This is a genomic window from Streptomyces sp. NBC_01520, assembly GCF_045040375.1.
In the GTDB taxonomy this organism is placed as follows: domain Bacteria; phylum Actinomycetota; class Actinomycetes; order Streptomycetales; family Streptomycetaceae; genus Streptomyces.
The window spans coordinates 1,867,402-1,885,963 of the sequence record NZ_CP109404.1; the positions used below are offsets into that span (position 1 = coordinate 1,867,402).

The 18,562-nt window shown below is 71.3% G+C and carries 16 protein-coding genes; 4 read left to right on the forward strand and 12 right to left on the reverse strand.

The window, feature by feature from the left end; all coding sequences use genetic code 11:
- Positions 1–40 precede the first annotated feature (40 nt).
- The 4 genes from OG524_RS08515 (at position 41) to OG524_RS08530 (ending at position 3,918) form a co-directional block, all read left to right on the forward strand.
- Positions 41–1,492, forward strand: a complete 1,452-nt coding sequence (locus tag OG524_RS08515) for a peptidoglycan D,D-transpeptidase FtsI family protein (protein WP_405391551.1) — start codon at positions 41–43, stop codon at positions 1,490–1,492.
- A gap of 190 nt (positions 1,493–1,682) precedes the next feature.
- Complete coding sequence (locus tag OG524_RS08520; protein WP_405391550.1) at positions 1,683–2,255, forward strand: SigE family RNA polymerase sigma factor; 573 nt, start codon at positions 1,683–1,685, stop codon at positions 2,253–2,255.
- A complete protein-coding gene (locus tag OG524_RS08525; RefSeq protein ID WP_405809684.1) occupies positions 2,255–2,956 on the forward strand; it encodes a hypothetical protein in 702 nt (233 codons plus the stop codon). Before OG524_RS08520 ends, OG524_RS08525 begins: the two co-directional genes overlap by 1 nt.
- Positions 2,957–3,075: 119 nt before the next feature.
- Entirely contained in the window at positions 3,076–3,918 is an 843-nt protein-coding gene (locus OG524_RS08530) for a pectate lyase (protein WP_405809686.1), read from the forward strand.
- Positions 3,919–4,075: 157 nt separating this feature from the next.
- Here OG524_RS08530 and OG524_RS08535 read toward each other — a convergent pair whose 3' ends face one another.
- The 12 genes from OG524_RS08535 to OG524_RS08590 form a co-directional block, all read right to left on the reverse strand.
- Positions 4,076–5,203 (reverse strand): dienelactone hydrolase family protein, encoded by a 1,128-nt coding sequence (locus tag OG524_RS08535; protein WP_405391547.1) that lies wholly within the window; start codon positions 5,201–5,203, stop codon positions 4,076–4,078.
- The gene (locus OG524_RS08540; RefSeq protein ID WP_405391546.1) at positions 5,200–6,303 is read right to left on the reverse strand and encodes a pectinesterase family protein; all 1,104 of its coding nucleotides are present in this window, start codon (positions 6,301–6,303) and stop codon (positions 5,200–5,202) included. Before OG524_RS08540 ends, OG524_RS08535 begins: the two co-directional genes overlap by 4 nt.
- 133 nt (positions 6,304–6,436) lie before the next feature.
- Positions 6,437–7,768: a polysaccharide lyase family 1 protein gene (locus tag OG524_RS08545; RefSeq protein ID WP_405391545.1), complete on the reverse strand. Its 1,332-nt coding sequence runs from the start codon at positions 7,766–7,768 to the stop codon at positions 6,437–6,439.
- A gap of 116 nt (positions 7,769–7,884) precedes the next feature.
- The gene (locus OG524_RS08550) at positions 7,885–8,712 is read right to left on the reverse strand and encodes a rhamnogalacturonan acetylesterase (RefSeq protein ID WP_405391544.1); all 828 of its coding nucleotides are present in this window, start codon (positions 8,710–8,712) and stop codon (positions 7,885–7,887) included.
- 141 nt (positions 8,713–8,853) lie between these two features.
- Complete coding sequence (locus OG524_RS08555; protein WP_405391543.1) at positions 8,854–10,188, reverse strand: ABC transporter substrate-binding protein; 1,335 nt, start codon at positions 10,186–10,188, stop codon at positions 8,854–8,856.
- A 106-nt stretch (positions 10,189–10,294) separates the two neighbouring features.
- Positions 10,295–11,824, reverse strand: a complete 1,530-nt coding sequence (locus OG524_RS08560; protein ID WP_405391542.1) for a family 43 glycosylhydrolase — start codon at positions 11,822–11,824, stop codon at positions 10,295–10,297.
- Positions 11,821–12,645 (reverse strand): PmoA family protein, encoded by an 825-nt coding sequence (locus OG524_RS08565; protein ID WP_405809689.1) that lies wholly within the window; start codon positions 12,643–12,645, stop codon positions 11,821–11,823. The genes OG524_RS08560 and OG524_RS08565 overlap by 4 nt, the downstream gene beginning before the upstream one ends.
- Positions 12,642–13,811, reverse strand: coding sequence for a Gfo/Idh/MocA family protein (locus OG524_RS08570; protein WP_405391540.1), 1,170 nt, complete (start codon positions 13,809–13,811; stop codon positions 12,642–12,644). Before OG524_RS08570 ends, OG524_RS08565 begins: the two co-directional genes overlap by 4 nt.
- Positions 13,812–13,908: 97 nt before the next feature.
- Positions 13,909–14,820 carry a carbohydrate ABC transporter permease gene (locus OG524_RS08575; RefSeq protein WP_405391539.1) on the reverse strand — a complete coding sequence of 304 codons (912 nt, stop codon included), beginning with the start codon at positions 14,818–14,820 and terminating at the stop codon, positions 13,909–13,911.
- Positions 14,817–15,749 carry a carbohydrate ABC transporter permease gene (locus tag OG524_RS08580; protein WP_405391537.1) on the reverse strand — a complete coding sequence of 311 codons (933 nt, stop codon included), beginning with the start codon at positions 15,747–15,749 and terminating at the stop codon, positions 14,817–14,819. Before OG524_RS08580 ends, OG524_RS08575 begins: the two co-directional genes overlap by 4 nt.
- Before the next feature lie 140 nt (positions 15,750–15,889).
- Positions 15,890–17,629 (reverse strand): L-arabinonate dehydratase, encoded by a 1,740-nt coding sequence (gene araD, locus OG524_RS08585; protein WP_405809692.1) that lies wholly within the window; start codon positions 17,627–17,629, stop codon positions 15,890–15,892.
- The gene (locus OG524_RS08590) at positions 17,626–18,528 is read right to left on the reverse strand and encodes a dihydrodipicolinate synthase family protein (protein ID WP_405393268.1); all 903 of its coding nucleotides are present in this window, start codon (positions 18,526–18,528) and stop codon (positions 17,626–17,628) included. Before OG524_RS08590 ends, araD begins: the two co-directional genes overlap by 4 nt.
- Positions 18,529–18,562 lie beyond the last annotated feature (34 nt).

Consider the following 18,562-nt stretch of genomic DNA (forward strand, 5'->3'; position numbering starts at 1 on the left):
CGGGAACGCCCCCGTCGCCCCCGTTCGTCCCTCCAGCGGGATGAACAAGACAATCAGGCGCGCTTCGGTCTTCTGCCTGCTCATGGTCCTCGCCCTGCTGGTGCGGGCGACGTGGGTGCAGGGGTACGAGGCCCGGGCGCTCGCAGACGACGAACACAACCGGCGGAACACGATCGCGCAGTACGCGCAGCCGCTCGGCGACATCATCGTGGCCGGATCACCGGTCACCGGCTCGAAGGAGACGGACGGCGGAGATCTCCGCTACAAGCGGACCTACACCCAGGGCGAGATGTACGCGGCGGTCACCGGCTACAGCTCGCAGGCCTACGGCGCCACTCAGCTCGAAGGGATCTACAGCAAGGTGCTCGACGGCACCGACGACCGGCTGAAGAATCCCGCCGCGGTGCTGACCGGCGAGCAGACGGACCCGGGCCAGGTGCTGACGACCATCGACCCGGCCGTCCAGAAGGCGGCCTACGAGGCGCTCGGCGACGACCGGGGCGCGGCCGTCGCGATGGACCCGGAGACCGGGCGGATCCTGGGCATGGTCTCCTCCCCGTCGTACGACCCGTCCGGCATCAGCGGGACGACCGACGGGGACGCCTGGCAGGAACTGCTCGACGACAAGGACAAGCCCCTGGTCAACCGGGCGCTGCGGCAGCCGCTCCCGCCGGGCTCGACGTTCAAGCTCGTGGTGGCGGCGGCGGCGCTGGAGGACGGCCTCTACCCGTCGGTCGACGAGCCCACCGACAGCCCCGACCCGTACACCCTGCCGGGCACGACGACGGTCCTGTCGAACGAGAACCCCTCCGCCCCCTGCGAGAACGCGACGCTGCGCACCGCGCTCCAGTACTCCTGCAACAACGTCTTCGCGAAGGTGGCCGCCGATCTCGGGCAGGACAGGCTGAAGGCGACGGCGGACGCGTTCGGCTTCGGCACCGAGAAGCTGGACGTCCCGGTGCGGGCCTCCGAGAGCGTGTACCCGAAGGGCATGGACGACGCGCAGACCGCGCTGACCGGCATCGGGCAGTTCGAGGTGACCGCGACCCCGATGCAGATGGCGATGGTCTCCGCGGCCCTCGCCAACGGCGGCGAACTGGCCGCTCCGCACATGGTCTCCGCGGTGACGGACGCCGACGGTTCCGCGCTTCAGGAGTTCGAGGACGGTGACACCGGGCGGGTCGTGTCGGAGTCGACGGCCGAGCAGCTGCGCAGCGCGATGGTCACCGTCGTGGAGGAGGGCACGGGCAGCAACGCCCGGATCGACGGCGCCGAGGTGGGCGGCAAGACGGGCACGGCGCAGAACGGCGTCGACAACAGCAACACCCCGTACGCCTGGTTCACCTCGTACGCGAAGGACGACTCCACCGGCAGGCAGGTCGCGGTCGCGGTGGTCGTCGAGGATTCGGGGGCGGCCCGCTCGGAGGTCAGCGGCAACGGCCTGGCGGCGCCGATCGCGCAGAAGATGATGAAGGCGGCGCTGGCGGAGTAGCGCGGCCGGACCTCGTGTTGTTCTGTCACAGGGGTTCAGGTTTTCGCCGCGTTACGCCTTACTGGATACGCACCCGCGTCGAAACGCTTCCGGGGTGCGCGTTGGTACGCTCTCGTCCCCGCGGACGGGAGTGTGAACGTACACAGCCCGTTCGAGTGTGCGGGGATCCACGTGCAGAGAGGAGGTACCCGTGGGCACAGTCGTGGACGATGCCGCCGCCGCCGAGTTCCACGCGTTCTTCGAGGCGCACTACGCCGAACTCGCCAGGCTGGCCCATCTCCTGACGGGCGAGGCCGACGCGGCGGACGATCTGGCCGCCGACGCGCTGATGGCGCTGTGGCACCGTTGGGACCGGGTCAGGGGTGCCGACCACCCGGTGGCGTACGCCCGGGGGGTCGTCGCCAACCTGGCGCGTACGCGCATCCGCAGCGCCGTGCGTGAGCGCCGCAGGATCGCGCTGTTCTGGGCACCGCGCGGGGCCGGGGACGGGTACGCGGTGGACGACCCGGACGTGTCGGCGGTGGTGGACGTCCAGGGGGCCCTGCGCCGGCTGCCGTTCCGCAAGCGGGCCTGCGTGGTGCTGCGCCATGCCTTCGACCTGTCCGAACGCGACACCGCGCTCGTGCTGGGTGTATCAGTCGGTACGGTGAAGAGCCAGACCTCGCGCGGGACGGCGGAACTGCAACGGCTGCTCGGGCCCGAGGCACCGGCCGCACGGGTACAGGTGGCCGTCGCGGCGCAGCGCACCGGAGGAAGACACTGATGGACGAGGACCTGCGTGAGCGGCTGCACACCGCCGCCGCTTCGCACCGCCCCGACCGGGCACGGATGCTGGCCCGGATCGAGCGCGGCATGGCCGGGGAGCCGCCGTCCGGGGTCCCGCACGCCCCGCGCACACCGAAGCCCTGGCTGCGGGTCGCGGGGGCCACGGCGGCGGTGTGCGGGGTGCTGGCGGCCGGTGCGTTCGCGGCGGCCTCGGCGGGGTCCGGGGAGCCGGAGGGCGGCCGGCAGGTGGCCGTCCGGCCCGCCCCGGCCCCGCAGGACCCGGCCCGGGGCGGGGTGCTGCCCGCGGGGAACGGCCCGCTGTGGTCGGACGGTTCCCTGGACCCGCACAGCAACGAGTACTGGGCGCAGAGCAATGTGACGGTCAAGACCACGCAGCCGCTCTCGGAGCTCACCGTGGAGCTCCGGATCGCGCTGAACGGCGGGGTGGACACCACCGGGGCCTGGCGCTCGCTGCCGGAGAAGGACTTCACGGCGTCGGCGCGTGAGGAGGACGGTTTCCTCGTCTACCGGTGGACGTCGAAGCCGGGGCGGAGCGTGCCCGTGGGTACGCACACCTTCGCAGGCCAGTACAACCACGCGGAGGGTACCCGCGACGCCGGGCGGGACGACTACACGGCGCGGGCCCGTGCCGCCGGTGAACCGGCCGCGGTGGGCGGCGACTTCTCCGAGTCCCGCTGAGGGGGTCCCGCTGAGCGCGGGGCCCGGGAAAAGATCCGGAACGGCGGCAACCCTCTCCCGTCGCGGCGGCGACAGGAAGACGAAACACTCCCCCACCCCCTAGGAACGGATCACCGACCATGAGGGAACGAGCCGAACTCCGGCCCACCCACCGGCGTCGCCCCGGACGCCGCCGTATGGCCGCGGCACTGACGGCGGCGCTGGGTCTCACCGGCGCGGCCCTGGCCACCAACGTGATGCTCCAGCCGGCCGGCGCCGCCGCCGCCGCGGTGCCCGCCTGGCCCACGGCCAAGGGCAGCCAGGCCGTCACGTCGACCGTCGAGGTCTCGGGAACGTACGACGGCGGGCTGAAGCGCTTCTACGGGAGCGGCGACCTCGGTGACGGGGGCCAGGACGAGGGCCAGGACCCGATCTTCAAGCTGAAGGACGGGGCGACGCTCAAGAACGTCATCCTGGGCTCGCCCGCCGCGGACGGCATCCACTGCTCCGGCAGCTGCACGCTGCAGAACGTCTGGTGGGAGGACGTCGGCGAGGACGCCGCGTCCTTCAAGGGCACGTCGACGAGCTCCGTGTACACGGTGTACGGCGGCGGCGCCCGGAAGGCCTCCGACAAGGTCTTCCAGTTCAACGGGGCCGGCAAGCTGGTCATCACGAAGTTCCAGGTCGCGGACTTCGGCAAGCTCGTCCGGTCCTGCGGCAACTGCTCCAAGCAGTACAAGCGCGACATCATCGTGAACGACGTCGACATCACGGCGCCGGGCAAGTCCCTGGTCGGTATCAACACCAACTACGGGGACACGGCCGCACTGCGCTCGGTCCGCATCCACGGCGACAGCAGCAAGAAGATCAAGCCCTGTGTCCGCTACACGGGCAACAACACGGGCGCCGAGCCGAAGGAGACCGGCAGCGGCCCGGACGGCACGTACTGCCGCTACACCGCGTCGGACCTCAGCTACGACTAGGGTCTTTCGTTTGATCAGGCCGGACCAGGGAGCGGGGTCCGGTGCGTGCAGCTGCAAGGCGGAGGATTGAGGCATGGCGGAGCCATGGTGATTGACGACAACGCCGCAGATGTGCGTGCCAGGGCACGCGAGCCCGGCATGATCCGGACGAGGGTCCCTAGGCCGCGGCAGTCGAGGCGCCCTCACCGGGCAGGTTTCCGGTGGGGGCGCCGAGCCATGTGTCCAGCCAGGCGTACACCGCGTCCTGCATGTCCGCCGCGAAGACGTGTCCGTGCTCCGGCCACACCGTGGTCGTGAGCCGGTCGCCCGCCCCCCGCTCGTCCCAGACGGCGCGCATCTTCGCGAAGGCGCCCGCCACCCCGGCGGCCGGGAACAGCGGGTCCTGTCCGCCCGCGTGGAACAGGGCGGGCTTGGGGGCGGCGAGGGACGCCACGTCCGGGATGTCGAGGTGCCGGTGGAGTCCCGGGTGGAGGGTGAAGTAGGCGGACTGGCCGCGCAGGGTGTTGTTGCCGGGGACGAGCATGTCCTTGAGGCCCGTCATCCAGCAGACGGCGGCCGCGGCCCGGACGCCGTCGGAGAGGGCGGACAGCTGCCAGGCGCGGTAGGCCCCCATGGAGAACCCCAGTGCCCCGACCCGCCGTTCGTCGACCTCGGGCAGCGAGGCGAGGAAGGCGGCGGCCCGGATGTCCTCGTGGCCGGTGAGTCCGGCCAGCGAGGTGCCCAGCTGGAGGAGGTTGGCCGCCAGGGCCTGCTGGTCGGCGTAGAGGAGCGGTCCTCTGTCGCCCCAGCCGAGGGTGTCCACGGCGAGCACGGCATAGCCGCGGGCGGCCAGTTCGTCGCCCACGAACCGGCCGCCGTAGTAGGCGTCGGCCCAGGCCGTGGCGCGCGGGAGCCGGGCGGGGTCGGCCCAGGGGCGTACGACCTTCTCGCGGCCGATGGAGAATTCGGACCCGTGGTCGTGCAGCAGCAGCACCGCGGGGAAGGGCCCGGTGCCGTGCGGCAGGAGCAGCGAGCCGCGGGCGCGCGCGTACCGGCTGAGGGCGAACTCCACGGTCCGCCCGGTGAACCGGCCGGCCGGGCGCTCGTCGACGGTCACCGGGGCGAAGGGCTCGGGACCGGGTCCGGCCGGCTGCAGCAGTGCCTCCGCGGCCCTGGCGCGCGCCGCGGCGCGCCAGGCCGGGAAGTCCCGCGCCGCGGAGTTCTCCCGGGCGAGCGGGAAGGTCAGCCCGTCCCTGAGCTGCTCGTAGAACCCGGGGAGGACCCGTTCCGTGATGCCGTCGCTCACGCGTAAGGGCGCCAGTCGCCGAGGTACGCGGCCGGGGTGTGCGAGCGGGCCTCCGAGGCGCTCAGCTGGGGGCGTTCGGCGGGGACGGTGACGCGCGCGCCGGGTCCGGTGTTGCGGTACTCGGCGAAGCGCTGGTCCTGCCACGGGAAGCCCGAGGACATGGTGGCGTACGGCGTGACCGCGTCGATGCCCGCGCCGAGCAGGCTGTCGCGGACGGTGAGCATGGGACGTGCGGTGAGGTCCGAGGAGGGCACCCAGGGGCGGGCCAGTTTGTAGTACGCCTCGGGGGCGGTGCTGGTGACGCGGGAGCCCAGGACCAGGTAGCCGTGCGGATTGGCCCCGGCGGTGCTGGGTGCGAAGACGAAGCCGTACGGGGCGGTGGCGAGGTCCGTGCGGGTGAGGGTGCGGAAGTGGCAGCGGTCGTAGACGGCGGTGGCGCGGCCGAAGACGAAGTCGACGTCACCCTCCACGTAGCAGTCGCGGTAGTACTGGCGGGCGAAGGCGGTGAGCGAGAGGGAGTCGGCGTACAGGGTGTCCTGGTGGCCGAGGAAGCGGCAGCCGTAGAACGCCGACCGGTCACCCTGGACCTTGATCGCGACGGCCTGGGTGCCGGTGTACCCGGGGTTGTCGGAGCGCAGCCAGTCGTTGGCGAAGGTCACGTCGTGTGCGGTGAAGCCGGCGGCCTGGACGGTGACGGAGGCCGAGCCGCTGGTGCCGTAGGTGCCGGAGCCGTCGGGCTTGGGGGTTCCCGCCGCGCGGTTGTGGACGACGACGGTGTCACGCGGGTCGCCGCTCGCGCCGATCAGGGTGAGGCCGGTGCGGGCGGCGCCGACGGTGACCGCGCCCCGGTAGGTGCCGGGGGCGAGCACCAGGGTGTGGCCGGTGCCGGTGGCCGCGTCGACGGCCGACTGTACGTCGGTGTGGTCGCCCCGGCCGTACGGGTCGACGTACAGGGTCAGGGGGTCGAGGCGGCGGGCCGGTGAGCCGTAGCGGCCGAAGGGGCGGGGGCGTGCGGGGTTGGCGTGTGCGGCGGGGGCGCCGAGGGCGAGGACGGCGGTCCCGCCCGCGAGCAGGGACAGGGCGTTGCGTCGGCTGAGCACGGCGGTACTCCTTCACGGGGAGGTGCGGGCCTTCACGGGGGTGCGGGAGGGGGCCGGAGCGGCGCTCTCCGGGGTGATGGAGAGTGCGGTGCCGCTCCGGCCGGTTCAGGGGTGCCGGTTCAGGGGCGCGTCGTCAGCGGCCCGACGTCCTGCCCGCTCCGGCCCTGAGGGCGACGAGCACGGGGACGACGAGCGGGTGGTCGACCCTGGTGCGCAGCTCGGGCGTCCAGCCGGCGCCCTCGGTGAGCTGCTCGGTGGGCACGCCCGCGTTGTGCACGGCGATCAGGTCGGTCTTCTGCCCGTTGACGTAGTTGTTCCCCGCGGTGAGGGAGGACTCGGACCACTTCTTGAGGATGGTCGCCTTGTCGAGGCCGGCGGGCACGGTGAAGGCGTTGTGCTCGGCGACGAGCTTCGACTCGGCGCCGATGCCGTACGTGTAGCCGTAGGCGCTGCCCTTGGTGGCGACGAAGTGGTTGTTGTACGAGTCGACCTGGCCGAAGCGGACGCGGGGCGCGCGCTCCTTCACGTCCTTGAAGAGGTTGTGGTGCAGGGTGACGCGGAGCTTGCCGCGGTCGCTCGCCCCGGCGCCGTCGCTGTTGCCGATCAGCATGGTCTTGTCGTGGTCCTTGAGGACGTTCCACGAGACGGTGACGAGGTCGGCGCCGCGCACGATGTCGAAGAGACCGTCGTGCTGCTGGTAGACCTGCCCGAAGTAGTGGGGCTGGTCGGCGTCGGGGCGGTCGCCGTCGCCGAAGGTGTTGTGGTCGACCCAGACGTGGCTGGAGCCGTAGACGACGAGGTTGTCGTACTCGGAGTTCCAGGCGCCCTCGTCCCCGTCGGTGGGGTCCCACTGGGGGAAGCAGTCGTAGGTGTCCTCGAAGGAGATGTTGCGGACGATGACGTTGGAGACGTTCTTCACCTGGAGGCTGGCGCCGACGATCGTGGCGTCCTTGCCTACGCCGACGAGCGTGGTGTTGGACGGGACGTTCACGTTGACGGCAGCCGCCTGCAGCTTCGCGGAGGCCGCGCGGGCGTCCTCCAGAGGGCCCGACGGGACCTCGTCCCGGCCCCAGACCTCGGGGTCGTAGGCGGCGAGGTACTTCTCCAGGGTGTAGCCGCCCTGCTGGTACGCCTCGCAGCCGATCGGGGTGCCGTTGACGTCGGAGTTGCCGTGCACGGTTCCGGCGATCCTGACGATCTTCGGTGCGTCGCCGGCGTCCGCGAAGGCGGCGATGAGCTCGGCCCGGTTGGTCACGGTGTAGACGTGGTCGGGCGTGGCCTGCGAGCCGCCGGTGGTGGACCCGTCGGCGGCGGCCCAGCCGTCACCGGCGGGGAGGACGGCACTCTCGATCCCCTTGCCGGGGCCCGGCTGGGCGGCCTGGGCGGGGACGCTCACGGCGAGGGCCACCGAGGCGCAGCCCAGCACCACGGCGATGGAGCGGACGTGACGCATGCGTGCGGGCATGGCGAATCCTTAACTGTCGTACGGAGGAAGAAGGAAGGTGGTGCGCGTGCGCGTCGCACCGGCGGTACGCGTTCGGACCGTGGTGCCCGTGGTGCGCGTGGTGCCCGTGATGCGCGTCAGACCGGCTGCGGCCAGGTGATCCACTCGGTGGGGACCGGTGTGTCGAGGCGGCGCAGGTCCCGCCGGGCGAGGACACCGCCGTCCAGCAGTGCGCGGGCGGTCGTGCGGGCCACGTCGATCGCGCCCGCCGGCCTGAAGTGGGTGTTGTCCTGCTTGCCGTCGGGGTAGTTGGGCGACTCGCCGGGCTCCAGCCAGTTGAAGTACGCCTCGGTGCCGTCCGGGCCGAGCTCCTGCCAGCGGGCGAGGGAGAGCGCCTGGACGTCGAGCAGGGGTACGCCCTCCTCGGCGGCCAGGGCGGCCATCGCGGCGGGGTACTCCCCGTGGGTGGGCTTCGCGGTGCCGTCGGCGGCGAAGCGCCGCCGCTCGACGGAGGTGATCAGTACGGGCTCCGCCCGCCGGGCACGGGCGCCCTCGACGTACTGGCGGAGGTACTCCTGGTAGGTGGTGTACGGATCGGTGCCGCGGGCAGGGTCCTCGGTCTTCTCGTCGTTGTGCCCGAACTGGACGAGGAGGAGATCACCCGGGCGGACGCCCCGCAGGAGTTCGGTGAGGCGTCCTTCGTCGATGAAGCTCTTGGAACTCCGGCCGTTCACCGCGTGGTTGGCGACGGTGAGGTGGTGGCCGAGGAAGAACGGCAGGGCCATGCCCCAGCCGGTCTCGGGTGCGGCGTCGGAGTACTTCTGGGCGGCCGTGGAGTCGCCCGCGATGTGCAGGGTCCTGGGCCGGGGACCGCCCCCGCCGCCGTGGGCGACCGCGGGGCCGGCCGAGAGCGCGAGGGGCAGCGCCACGAGCGCGGCCGCTGTCTGTCTGCGGGTGAGTGACACAGGAGGACTGCCTCTCTCGAAGGATATGCAGAGCTGAAGGGCGTACAGAAACGGGGGTATGGGGGACCGGCGGCGGGGCGCGACCCTGACCGCCGCCGGCCCCCCGGTCACCGGGGGTTGTGGCCGTACGGGACGGTCGGGTCAGCCGTTGCCGAGCTCCTGCCACTCCTTGTTGGCGGCGTTCAGCTCATCGGCCATCTTGTCCAGGAACGCCTTGGCCGTGACCTTGCCGAGCAGCAGCTTCTGGAACTCGGGCTCGTTGTCGGCCTTGCTGATGTTGTTCCAGTCGGGCAGGTAGTACGGCAGGTCGACGATCTTGGTGGAGCCGTCGGTGAGGGCCTTCGCGGCGAGCGCGGTGGGCTCGGTCTCGTTGATCCACGGGTCCTTGGCCGCCTCGGTGTTGGCCGGGATGGCGCCCGCGGACTCGTTCCACTTGCTGTTGGCCTCGTGCGAGGCCGCGAACTCGATGAACTTCCAGGCCGCGTTCTTGTTCTTGCCCGACCGGAACAGGCCCAGCCCGTCGACGGGGTTGGAGACCTGGACGCGGGTGCCGCCCTCACCGATGGGCGCGGGAATACCGGCGAACTTCTCCTCGCCCAGTGCCTTCAGGTGGTCCTGGTAGGAGCCGAGGTTGTGGCTCAGCATGCCGATGGTTCCGGTGTCCCACTGGGCGACCATCTTGGTGAAGTCGTTGTTGACGTCGGCGGCCGGCGTCGTCTTCTTGAAGAGCGCGGCGTACTTCTCCAGCGCCTCGACGTTCTTCGGGTCGTTGAGCGTCGTCTTGTCGCCGTCCCAGAACGACGTGATCCCGGACTGACCGTAGGCGGCGTCCAGGGCCTGGGCGATGGAGCCCGCCCCGCCGCGGATGGTGTAACCGAACTTGTTGTTCTTCGAGTCGGTGAGCTTGTCGGCGGCCTCGTAGAACTTGGGCCAGGTGGTGGGCGCCTCCAGCTTCGCGGCCTCGAACAGGTCGGTGCGGTACCAGAGCGCACCGTTGTTCGCGGAGGTGGGCATGGAGTACATGTCGTCGCCGCGGCCGGCCGCGGCTCTGACGCTCTCGACCATGCCCTCGACGAGCTGCCCCTTCAGCGGGGACTTCTCCAGCCGCTTGTTGATCGGCTCCAGCGCCTCCTGCGACACCATGTTCGCGAGGTACGCGGTGCTGACACCGCCCACGTCGGGCAGCCCGCCGCCAGCGATGGCGGTGTCGTACTTGGACTGTACGTCGGCGATCGGGATCGGGACGTACTTGACCTTGATGTCCGGGTTCTCCTTCTCGAAGTCCTTGATGATCTCGGTCCAGATGGCGGTGCGTGGACCGCCGTTGTTGTCCCAGAAGGTGATCTCGCCCTTTCCGCTGCCTTCCGTGCCTGAGCCGCTGCCGTCGTCCCCGCACGCGGTGGCCGTCAGGGCGAGTGCCGCTACCAGGGAAACCGCTGCTGCGGCGCGCCCCCGCTGCGTCTTCGAGATAGTCATCGTCGGCTCTTCTCTCTCGGTTCTGTCGGTGAAATCGCTGGTGTCGCAGGTGCTGTTCGGTCCGTGCCGTGGGGGGCGGTGGTTCGGTGGGTGGTGCGGGTGGAGGTCAGCCGCCGGCACGGAAGGCGGTGAACTCGGCCGTTCCGGCGGGGCCCGTCCCGGCCGGTGCGGTGGCGAAGAGGCCGAGCAGGGCGCCCACCCAGCGCCACGGTGCGGCGGCGAAGACCTGGCCGGAGGGCCGGAATCCGTCGCCGGTGTCGGCGGAGAAGCGGCAGCGGGCGCCCGCGGTGACCTCGATGCGGAGCCGTGCCCTCCCGCCGGGGGCGGCGCGGGCGTGCGCGGCGTCCCGCTCGTGTTCGGCGGTGCCCTCGGCGTAGCGGTGCACGAGCCGGGGCGTACCGTCCGCGCCGGCCTCCAGCCCGATCCAGCTGAAGGCGTCGCCCAGCACGGCGAGTCCGGCGTTGGCACCGGGCTCGTCGGTGTTCAGCACGAGGTCCGCCTCGACGGTGAACTCCTCGGCCGGCAGCCGCTGGACCAGGACGTTGGGCAGGGCCCGCAGGTCGTGCGCGTACGCGGTCCGTACGCAGCTGAGCCGCAGCCCGTCCCCCGCGTGCTCGACCGTCCAGCCGGGCCTGGGGGTGGCCGTCCACTGCCACTGCCTGCCGTACCGGCCGCCGGGGAAGTCGTCACCGACGGCCGGAGCCTCCACGGGCTGCTCGGGAGCAGCCGGTTTGGTGTGGACGCGGACGGGTTCGCCGCCGTCGCCGATGACGGGCCAGCCCTCCGCGTCCCAGCGCATCGGCTGGAGGTGCACGACCCGCCCGTAGGCCCCCCGCGCCTGGAAGTGCAGGAACCAGTCCTCGCCGGCGGCGGTCCGCACCCAGCCGCCCTGGTGGGGGCCGTTGACGTCGGTACGGCCCTGGGCCAGCACGACACGTTCCTCGTACGGGCCGGTGAACTCCTTCGACCGGAGGGCGCCCTGCCAGCCCGTCTCCACCCCCCCGGCGGGGGCGAAGATCCAGAAGTGGCCGTCGTGCCGGTAGAGCTTGGGGCCCTCCAGGGTGAACCAGCCGGGGATCGTGTCGGCGTCGACGAGGACCGTGCCCTCGTCGAGCAGCTCGCGTCCGTCGGGGCTCATGCGGTGGCCGGTGAGCCGGTTCTTGATCCCGGAGCGGGACTTCGCCCAGGCGTGCACGAGGTAGGCCTCGCCGGTCTCGTCGTCCCACAGCGGGCAGGCGTCGATGAGTCCCTTGCCGGCCTTGACGAGGTGCGGGGTGCTCCACGGGCCACGGATGTCCTCGGCGTTGATCTGCTGGATGCCGTGGTCGGGGTCGCCCCAGAAGATCCAGAAGCGTCCGGCGTGGTGGCGCAGCGAGGGGGCCCACACCCCGCAGTCGTGGCGGGGCACTGCGAAGTCGGCGGCGGGTTCGAGGCGCTGCAGCGCGTGGCCGATGAGGGTCCAGTTGACCAGGTCGCGCGAGTGCAGCAGGGGCAGTCCGGGCACCCGGCCGAAGCTCGACGCGGTGAGGTAGTGGTCGTCGCCGACGCGCACGACGTCCGGGTCGGACCAGTCGGAGTTCAGGACGGGGTTGCGGTACGTCCCGTCCCCGAGGTCGGCCGTCCAGGGGCCGCTCATGCGGCCGCCACCTTGCGGGCGTGGGCGGCGGCCGTCTCCCGGTCGAGCCGGCCGTCCGCGACGACGGTGACGACACGGCGTACGACGGTGGCTCCGGCGGCGACGGGCAGCCGGCGGTCCGCGGCGAGGGACGATCCGACGCCCGGGTATTCGGTGGTCCGCACGAACCAGGGGTCGCGCCGGGTCTCGTCGGTCGCCCCGGCGAAGACCAGGGTCCAGCCGTCCCCTGCGAGGGCCAGCCAGTCGGCGGTCCGGCCGTGCACCGCTTCCTCGCCGTCGAGCGTTCCGCTGAAGACGGCGGGTGCTTTCGGCTCCTTCGGTGCGCGCCAGAAGAAGCCGCCGTATCCGGCGCCGGGGCGGCCGTTGGTGGCGGGGCTGCCGATGGAGAGGTCCGTGCCGCCGCGGTTGGTGAGGGAGAAGGAGAAGTCCAGCGCCCAGGCGGTGTCGGAGAGTTCGGTGACGGCGACGGTGCGGTGCTCGCGCAGCAGCTCGGTGCCGTCGGCCTCCCAGCTGAGCTCCTCCACGAAGCCGTCCGGGTCGCGGAGTTTCCAGCCGAGGTGGCGCTGCGTCCCGTGGTTGTCGAGCGCGGTGGGGCCCTGGCCGCGGACGTAGGTGCGTCCGCCCCAGAAGTTGTGGCCGGCCACGTCGGGTACGGCGACGGAGGCACCGAGGTGGTGGATGTGGTCGGCGGGGCGCTCCTCGGTGACGGGGATGCCGGCGAGGGTGGTGACGGGGTGGAGGTAGGGGCGGCCGTCCGTGTCCGGCCCGTAGCCGTACCGGCCGACGGGGCGGCCGGCGCAGCTGAGGAGTGCGGTGGTCATGGGGTGCTCACCTCGCTGGGTCGCGCCCAGGAGGCGCCTAGTTCGGAGAAGAGGGTGAGGGTGTCGGCCCCGGCGGCGACCATGGCGTCGATGCCGCTCACGACGCGCCGCACCCCGCCGGCGGGCCCGTCGGGCCGGGTGTGCCAGGCGGTGCCGGGCAGCGCGGTGGGTTCGGGGGCGGTGCGTACGGCTTCGACGACCCGCATGAACGCGCCGGTGCGCTCCGGCGGTACGAGGAGGTCGGTGCCGTGCGTCAGGTGACCGACGAGGTTCTCCAGGAGGTCGGTCCGCCCGTGCACGGTCTCCTCGGGTCCGTGCCCGGCGCGCTGGACCAGGACGCGGTCCTGCTTGTACCAGAAGGTGATCCGGCCCCGGTCGCCGTGGACGATGACGTACGGCTCCCCGGCCTCCTCGGCGCAGAGGGTGACTGCGGCGGTGACGGGCAGACCGCCGGTGGTGGTGACGCGGACGCAGCTGGTGTCGTCCGCCTCGATGTCGTGGGCCCGGAACAGCTCGGTCTCGATGGACACCACGTCCTGGGCCGTTCCGCGGTCGGCGAGTTCGAGCGCGGTGGCCACGGCGTGCGCCAGCGGGTTGGTGAGGACGCCGTCGACGACGTCGGTCCCGCCGATCTTCCGGCGGCCGGCCCAGGGGGCCCGCCGGAAGTAGGCGTCGTCGCGGACCCAGGCCCCGGCGGCGCCGACTCCGCGCACGGTTCCGACGGCTCCGGAGCGTAGGAGCTCCTTGATGGCGGGCACGGCGTGCGAGCCGAAGGACTGGAAGCCGACCTGGCAGGCGATGCCCGCCTCCCGTACGCCGTCGGCCATCCGGGCGTAGTCGGCCCAGGTCGCGGCGGGCGGCTTCTCCAGGAGGAGGTGGACACCGCGGGCCGCCGCGGTCAGGGCCAGCTCGGTGTGGGTCGGGATGGGGGTGCAGATGACGGCGGCGCGGGCGCCGGTGGAGTCAAGGAGTGCCCCGAAGTCGGCGGACTGCTCGGGCATCTCGCCGGCGAAGGCGCCGAGTTCGTCGTCGGTCAGCGGGTTCAGCTCGCAGATCCCGGCCAGTCGGACGAGGCCCTGGTGCTGCAGGCGGCGGAGGTTGGCGAGGTGCCAGCGGCCGTGGCCCCGGGCGCCGGCGAGGACGACGGGGAGCGGTGTCGTGCTCATCGGGTCCTCCGGGTTCCGGTCTCGGGGATGGACTGTGCGGCGGTGCGGTACGGGGTGCGATGCGCGGTGCGCGGGCGGAGGTGTGCGGTCATGTCCGTCAGCCCTTCACGGCGCCGGCGCTGAAGCCGGTGATGAGCCACTTCTGGATGAAGGCGAAGACGATCACCACGGGTACGGCGGCGATGACTCCACCCGCGGCCAGTGCGCCCAGGTCGACGCTGTCGGCGCCGATGAGGGTGTTGAGGCCGACCGGGATCGTCTGCTTGTCCTGCTCGCTGAGGAACATCAGAGCGAACAGGAAGTGGTTCCAGCTGTGCACGAAGGCGAAGGAGCCGACGGCGATCAGTCCGGGGCGCAGCAGCGGCAGGACGACCGCGCAGAAGGCCTTGAAACGCGAGCAGCCGTCGACCCAGGCGGCCTCCTCCAGGGAGACCGGCACGTTCTTGATGAAGCCGCTGATCAGGATGATCGACAGGGGGAGCTGGAAGACGGTCTCCGCGATGACGACACTCCCCAGGGAGTTGATCATCTGGAGGTTCTTGAAGATCTCGAAGAGCGGTACGAGCATCAGGGCGCCCGGAATGAACTGCGAGCAGAGCAGCGCCAGCATGAAGGCGCCCTTGATCTTGAAGTCGAACCGGGCCAGCGCGTAGCCGCCGGCCAGCGCGACGAGCGTCGTGGCGATCAGTGTCGCGACACCGACGATCATGCTGTTCTGGAAGAAGAGGGCGAAGCTGCGCTCGTTCCAGACCTTGGAGAAGTGCTCCCCCGTCATCGGCCACGGCACCAGCGAGGTGGAGCCGGCGGGCCGCACGGCGAACAGGAACATCCAGTAGAACGGGATGAGCGTGAAGAGCAGGTAGAGCCCGAGCGGCAGGTAGATCTGCCAGCGGGGTACGTCGTCGAAGGCACGCTCACGCTTGGTGGGGCGGCGCGAGGCGGGCGGCGGGGCGCTGTGCCCCGCGGACCGCCGCGTGGCTTCCTTCTTCTCTACGAGTGCGGCAGTCACTTGTGGTCGCCTCCGAACTTGCTCAGGCGCAGATAGACGATCGAGCAGAAGAGGAGGATCACGAAGGCGACGGTGGTGAGCGCGGAGGCGTACCCGAAGTCGTGACCCTCGATGCCTGTGTTGGCGACGTACAGCGGCAAGGTCGTGGTCTCGCCGGCCGGTCCGCCCCCGGTGAGGGTGTAGAGCAGGTCGACGTTGTTGAACTCCCAGACGCCGCGCAGCAGCGTGGCGAGGATGATCGCGTCCCGCAGGTGCGGAAGGGTGATGTGGAAGAACTGCCGCATCCGGCCCGCACCGTCCACCGACGCCGCCTCGTACAGCTCCTTGGAGACGGACTGCAGGTCGGCGAGGATGAGGATGGCGAAGAAGGGGACACCGCGCCAGAGTTCGGAGATCGTCGCCGCCCAGAAGACGGTCCCGGTGTCGGAGAGCACCGAGGTGCCGTACTCACCGATCCCGGCGTCCGCGAGGTAGCGGCTGAAGCCGGTCGAGGAGTTGTAGAGCAGGATCCAGATGGTGCTGGTCAGTACGCCGGAGACGGCCCAGGGTGAGAAGACCATGGCCCGGGAGATGCCGCGTCCGACGAAGGTCTGGTTGACGATCAGGGCGAGGGCGAGGCCGAGCGCGAGCTGCAGGGTGACCTGGGTGAAGACCCACTGGGCGCTGAAGCCGAGCGTCGACCAGAACTGGTCGTCCTCGGTGAAGATCCGCTTGAAGTTGTCGAGTCCGGCGAAGCCGTTCCGCCACGGCTTGGTGACGTTGTAGTTCTGCAGGCTGTAGTAGAAGACGCTGATCACCGGGTAGGCGATGAAGCCGACCATCAGCAGGCCCGCGGGCGCGATCAGCAGATACGGCAGTCGGCGGGGGCTCGCCGAGCGGCGCTTGGGCGCCTTGGGCGGCGGTGAGGCCACGGCGGCGGATTGGGCCATGACACGTCTCCGATCTCTGGGAAGTGCTGGGAAGTGCTGGGGGTGCCGTGCGTGGTGCCTGTTGTTCCTGTGGTGCACAAGCGCTTACCGCATGCCGTTCGGCGGGCCGGACAGGCGGTGCGCGGAATTCCTTCGGGCCGTCAGCCCGCGTACGGGTCGGGCACTTCTCCCTGCCGTGCCAGGAACGCGAAGTCGCATCCGGTGTCGGCCTGGGTGATCTGGTCCTGGTAGAGCGCCCCGTAGCCGCGCCCGTACCGTGCGGGCGGCGGGGTCCACCGGGCCCGGCGCAGCTCCAGTTCGTCGTCCGGGACGTCGAGGTGGAGCAGTCGCGCTTCGACGTCCAGGGTGATCAGGTCGCCGGTGCGGACCAGGGCGAGGGGCCCGCCGACGAAGGACTCGGGCGCGATGTGCAGCACGCAGGCCCCGTAACTGGTGCCGCTCATGCGGGCGTCGGAGATCCGCACCATGTCCCGTACGCCCTGCTTGAGCAGGTAGTCGGGGATCGGCAGCATGCCGTACTCGGGCATGCCGGGACCGCCCTTGGGGCCGGCGTTGCGCAGGACCAGCACGTGTTCCGGGGTGAGGGCCAGCGCCGGGTCGTTGATGGTGCGCTGCATCTCCTTGTAGTCGTCGAAGACGACCGCGGGTCCGGTGTGGCGCAGCAGGTGCGGTTCGGCGGCGATGTGCTTGATGACCGCGCCGTCGGGGCAGAGGTTGCCGCGCAGCACCGCCACGCCGCCCTCCTCGGCCAGGGGGTTGTCCCGCTCCCGGATGACGTCGGTGTTGTGCACCAGCGCCCCGTCGAGCTGTTCGCGCAGGGTGGTGTGCGTGACGGTGGGGCGGTCCAGGTGCAGTACGTCGGTGAGCCGGGCCAGGAATCCGGGCAGCCCGCCGGCGAAGTGGAAGTCCTCCATCAGGTACTTGCCGCCGGGGCGGAGGTTGGCGAGGACGGGCACGGTGCGGGCGATGCGGTCGAAGTCGTCCAGGGTGAGCTTCACCCCGGAGCGGCCCGCCATCGCGATCAGGTGGATGACGGCGTTGGTGGAGCCGCCGAGCGCGAGGACGGTGGCGACGGCGTCGTCGTACGCGTCGGCGGTGAGGATCTTCGACAACGTCAGCTGTTGCCACACCAGTTCGACGATGCGGATGCCCGACTCCGCGGCCATCCGGTCGTGACCGGAGTCGACGGCCGGGATGGAGGAGGCGCCCGGCACCGTGACGCCCAGCGCCTCGGCGGCGGCCGTCAGGGTGGACGCGGTGCCCATCGTCATGCAGTGGCCGGGCGATCGGGCGAGCCCGTTCTCCAGTTCGGCCATCTCGCAGTCGCCGATCAGCCCGGCCCGCTTGTCGTCCCAGTACTTCCACATGTCCGTGCCGGAGCCGAGGACCTCGTTGCGCCAGTGACCCGGCAGCATCGGCCCGGCGGGCACGAAGACCGTCGGCAGGTCGACGGAGGCCGCGCCCATGAGGAGCGCGGGCGTCGACTTGTCGCAGCCGCCCAGCAGCACGGCTCCGTCGACGGGGTAGGAGCGCAGCAGCTCCTCCGTCTCCATCGCCAGCATGTTGCGGTAGAGCATCGGGGTCGGCTTCTGGAAGGTCTCCGAGAGCGTCGACACCGGGAATTCGAGAGGGAAGCCGCCCGCCTGCCAGACGCCCCGCTTGACCGCCTGCGCGCGGTCGCGCAGATGGACGTGACAGGGGTTGATGTCGGACCAGGTGTTGAGGATCGCGATGACCGGCTTGCCGAGGTGCTCCTCGGGGAGGTAGCCGAGCTGCCGGGTGCGGGCCCGGTGGCTGAACGAGCGGAGCCCGTCCGTCCCGTACCACTGGTGGCTGCGCAGTTCCTCGGGGGTGATGCGTGCGCCGTCGGTGCCGGTCATATGGACCACCCGGCGACCTGGTTCACGACCTCGGCGCGCTGCGCCTCGGGCAGGATCCGGCTCGGTGCGCGGACCTCGCGCCGGCAGAGGCCGAGCGAGGCGAGGGCCTCCTTGACGACGGTCACGTTGTTGGCGGACTGCCGGTCGGCGCGCAGTTCCTCGAAGCGGCGGATCTGCTCCCAGACCTTCATCGCCGCCGCGTAGTCGCCGGCCCGCAGCGCCTCCAGCATCGTCAGCGAGACACCGGGGGCGACGTTGACGAGGCCGGAGGTGAATCCGGTGGCGCCGGTGGCGAAGTAGGAGGGGGCGTAGAGCTCGGCGAGCCCTGCCACCCAGACGAAGCGCTCCAGGCCGGCGTCCCGGGCGAAGGCACCGAAGCGGGCGGCGTCCGGGACGGCGTACTTCACACCGATGACGTTGGGGCAGTCGTCGGCGAGTTCGGCGAGACGCTCACCGGCGAGCAGCGGGTTGCGGATGTAGGGGACGACCCCGAGCTCCGGGACGGCCTCGGCGATGGACCGGTGGTAGTCGACCCAGCCGTCCTGCGAGACGTAGGGGTGCACCGGCTGGTGCACCATCACCATCTCGGCGCCCGCCTCCCTGGCGTGCTCGGCCGCGGCGACGGCGGTCGGCACGTCGTGGCCGACGCCCACCAGGACGGTGGCACGGCCGCCCGCCTCGTCGATGGTCAGCTCGGTGACGGTGCGCCGCTCGTCGGGGGTCAGTGCGTAGAACTCCCCGGTGTTGCCGTTCGGGGTGACGATGCGGACTCCACCGTCGAGCAGTCTTCGCAGCAGGGCGCGGTGCACGGTGGTGTCGATGCTTCCGTCCTCGGCGAACGGGGTCACCGGGATCGCCACAACGTCTGCGAGGGCCGCCTTCAGCGGGGAGAGGTCCATGCGGACTGGCCTTTCGTCGAGGTGCTGGTGGTTC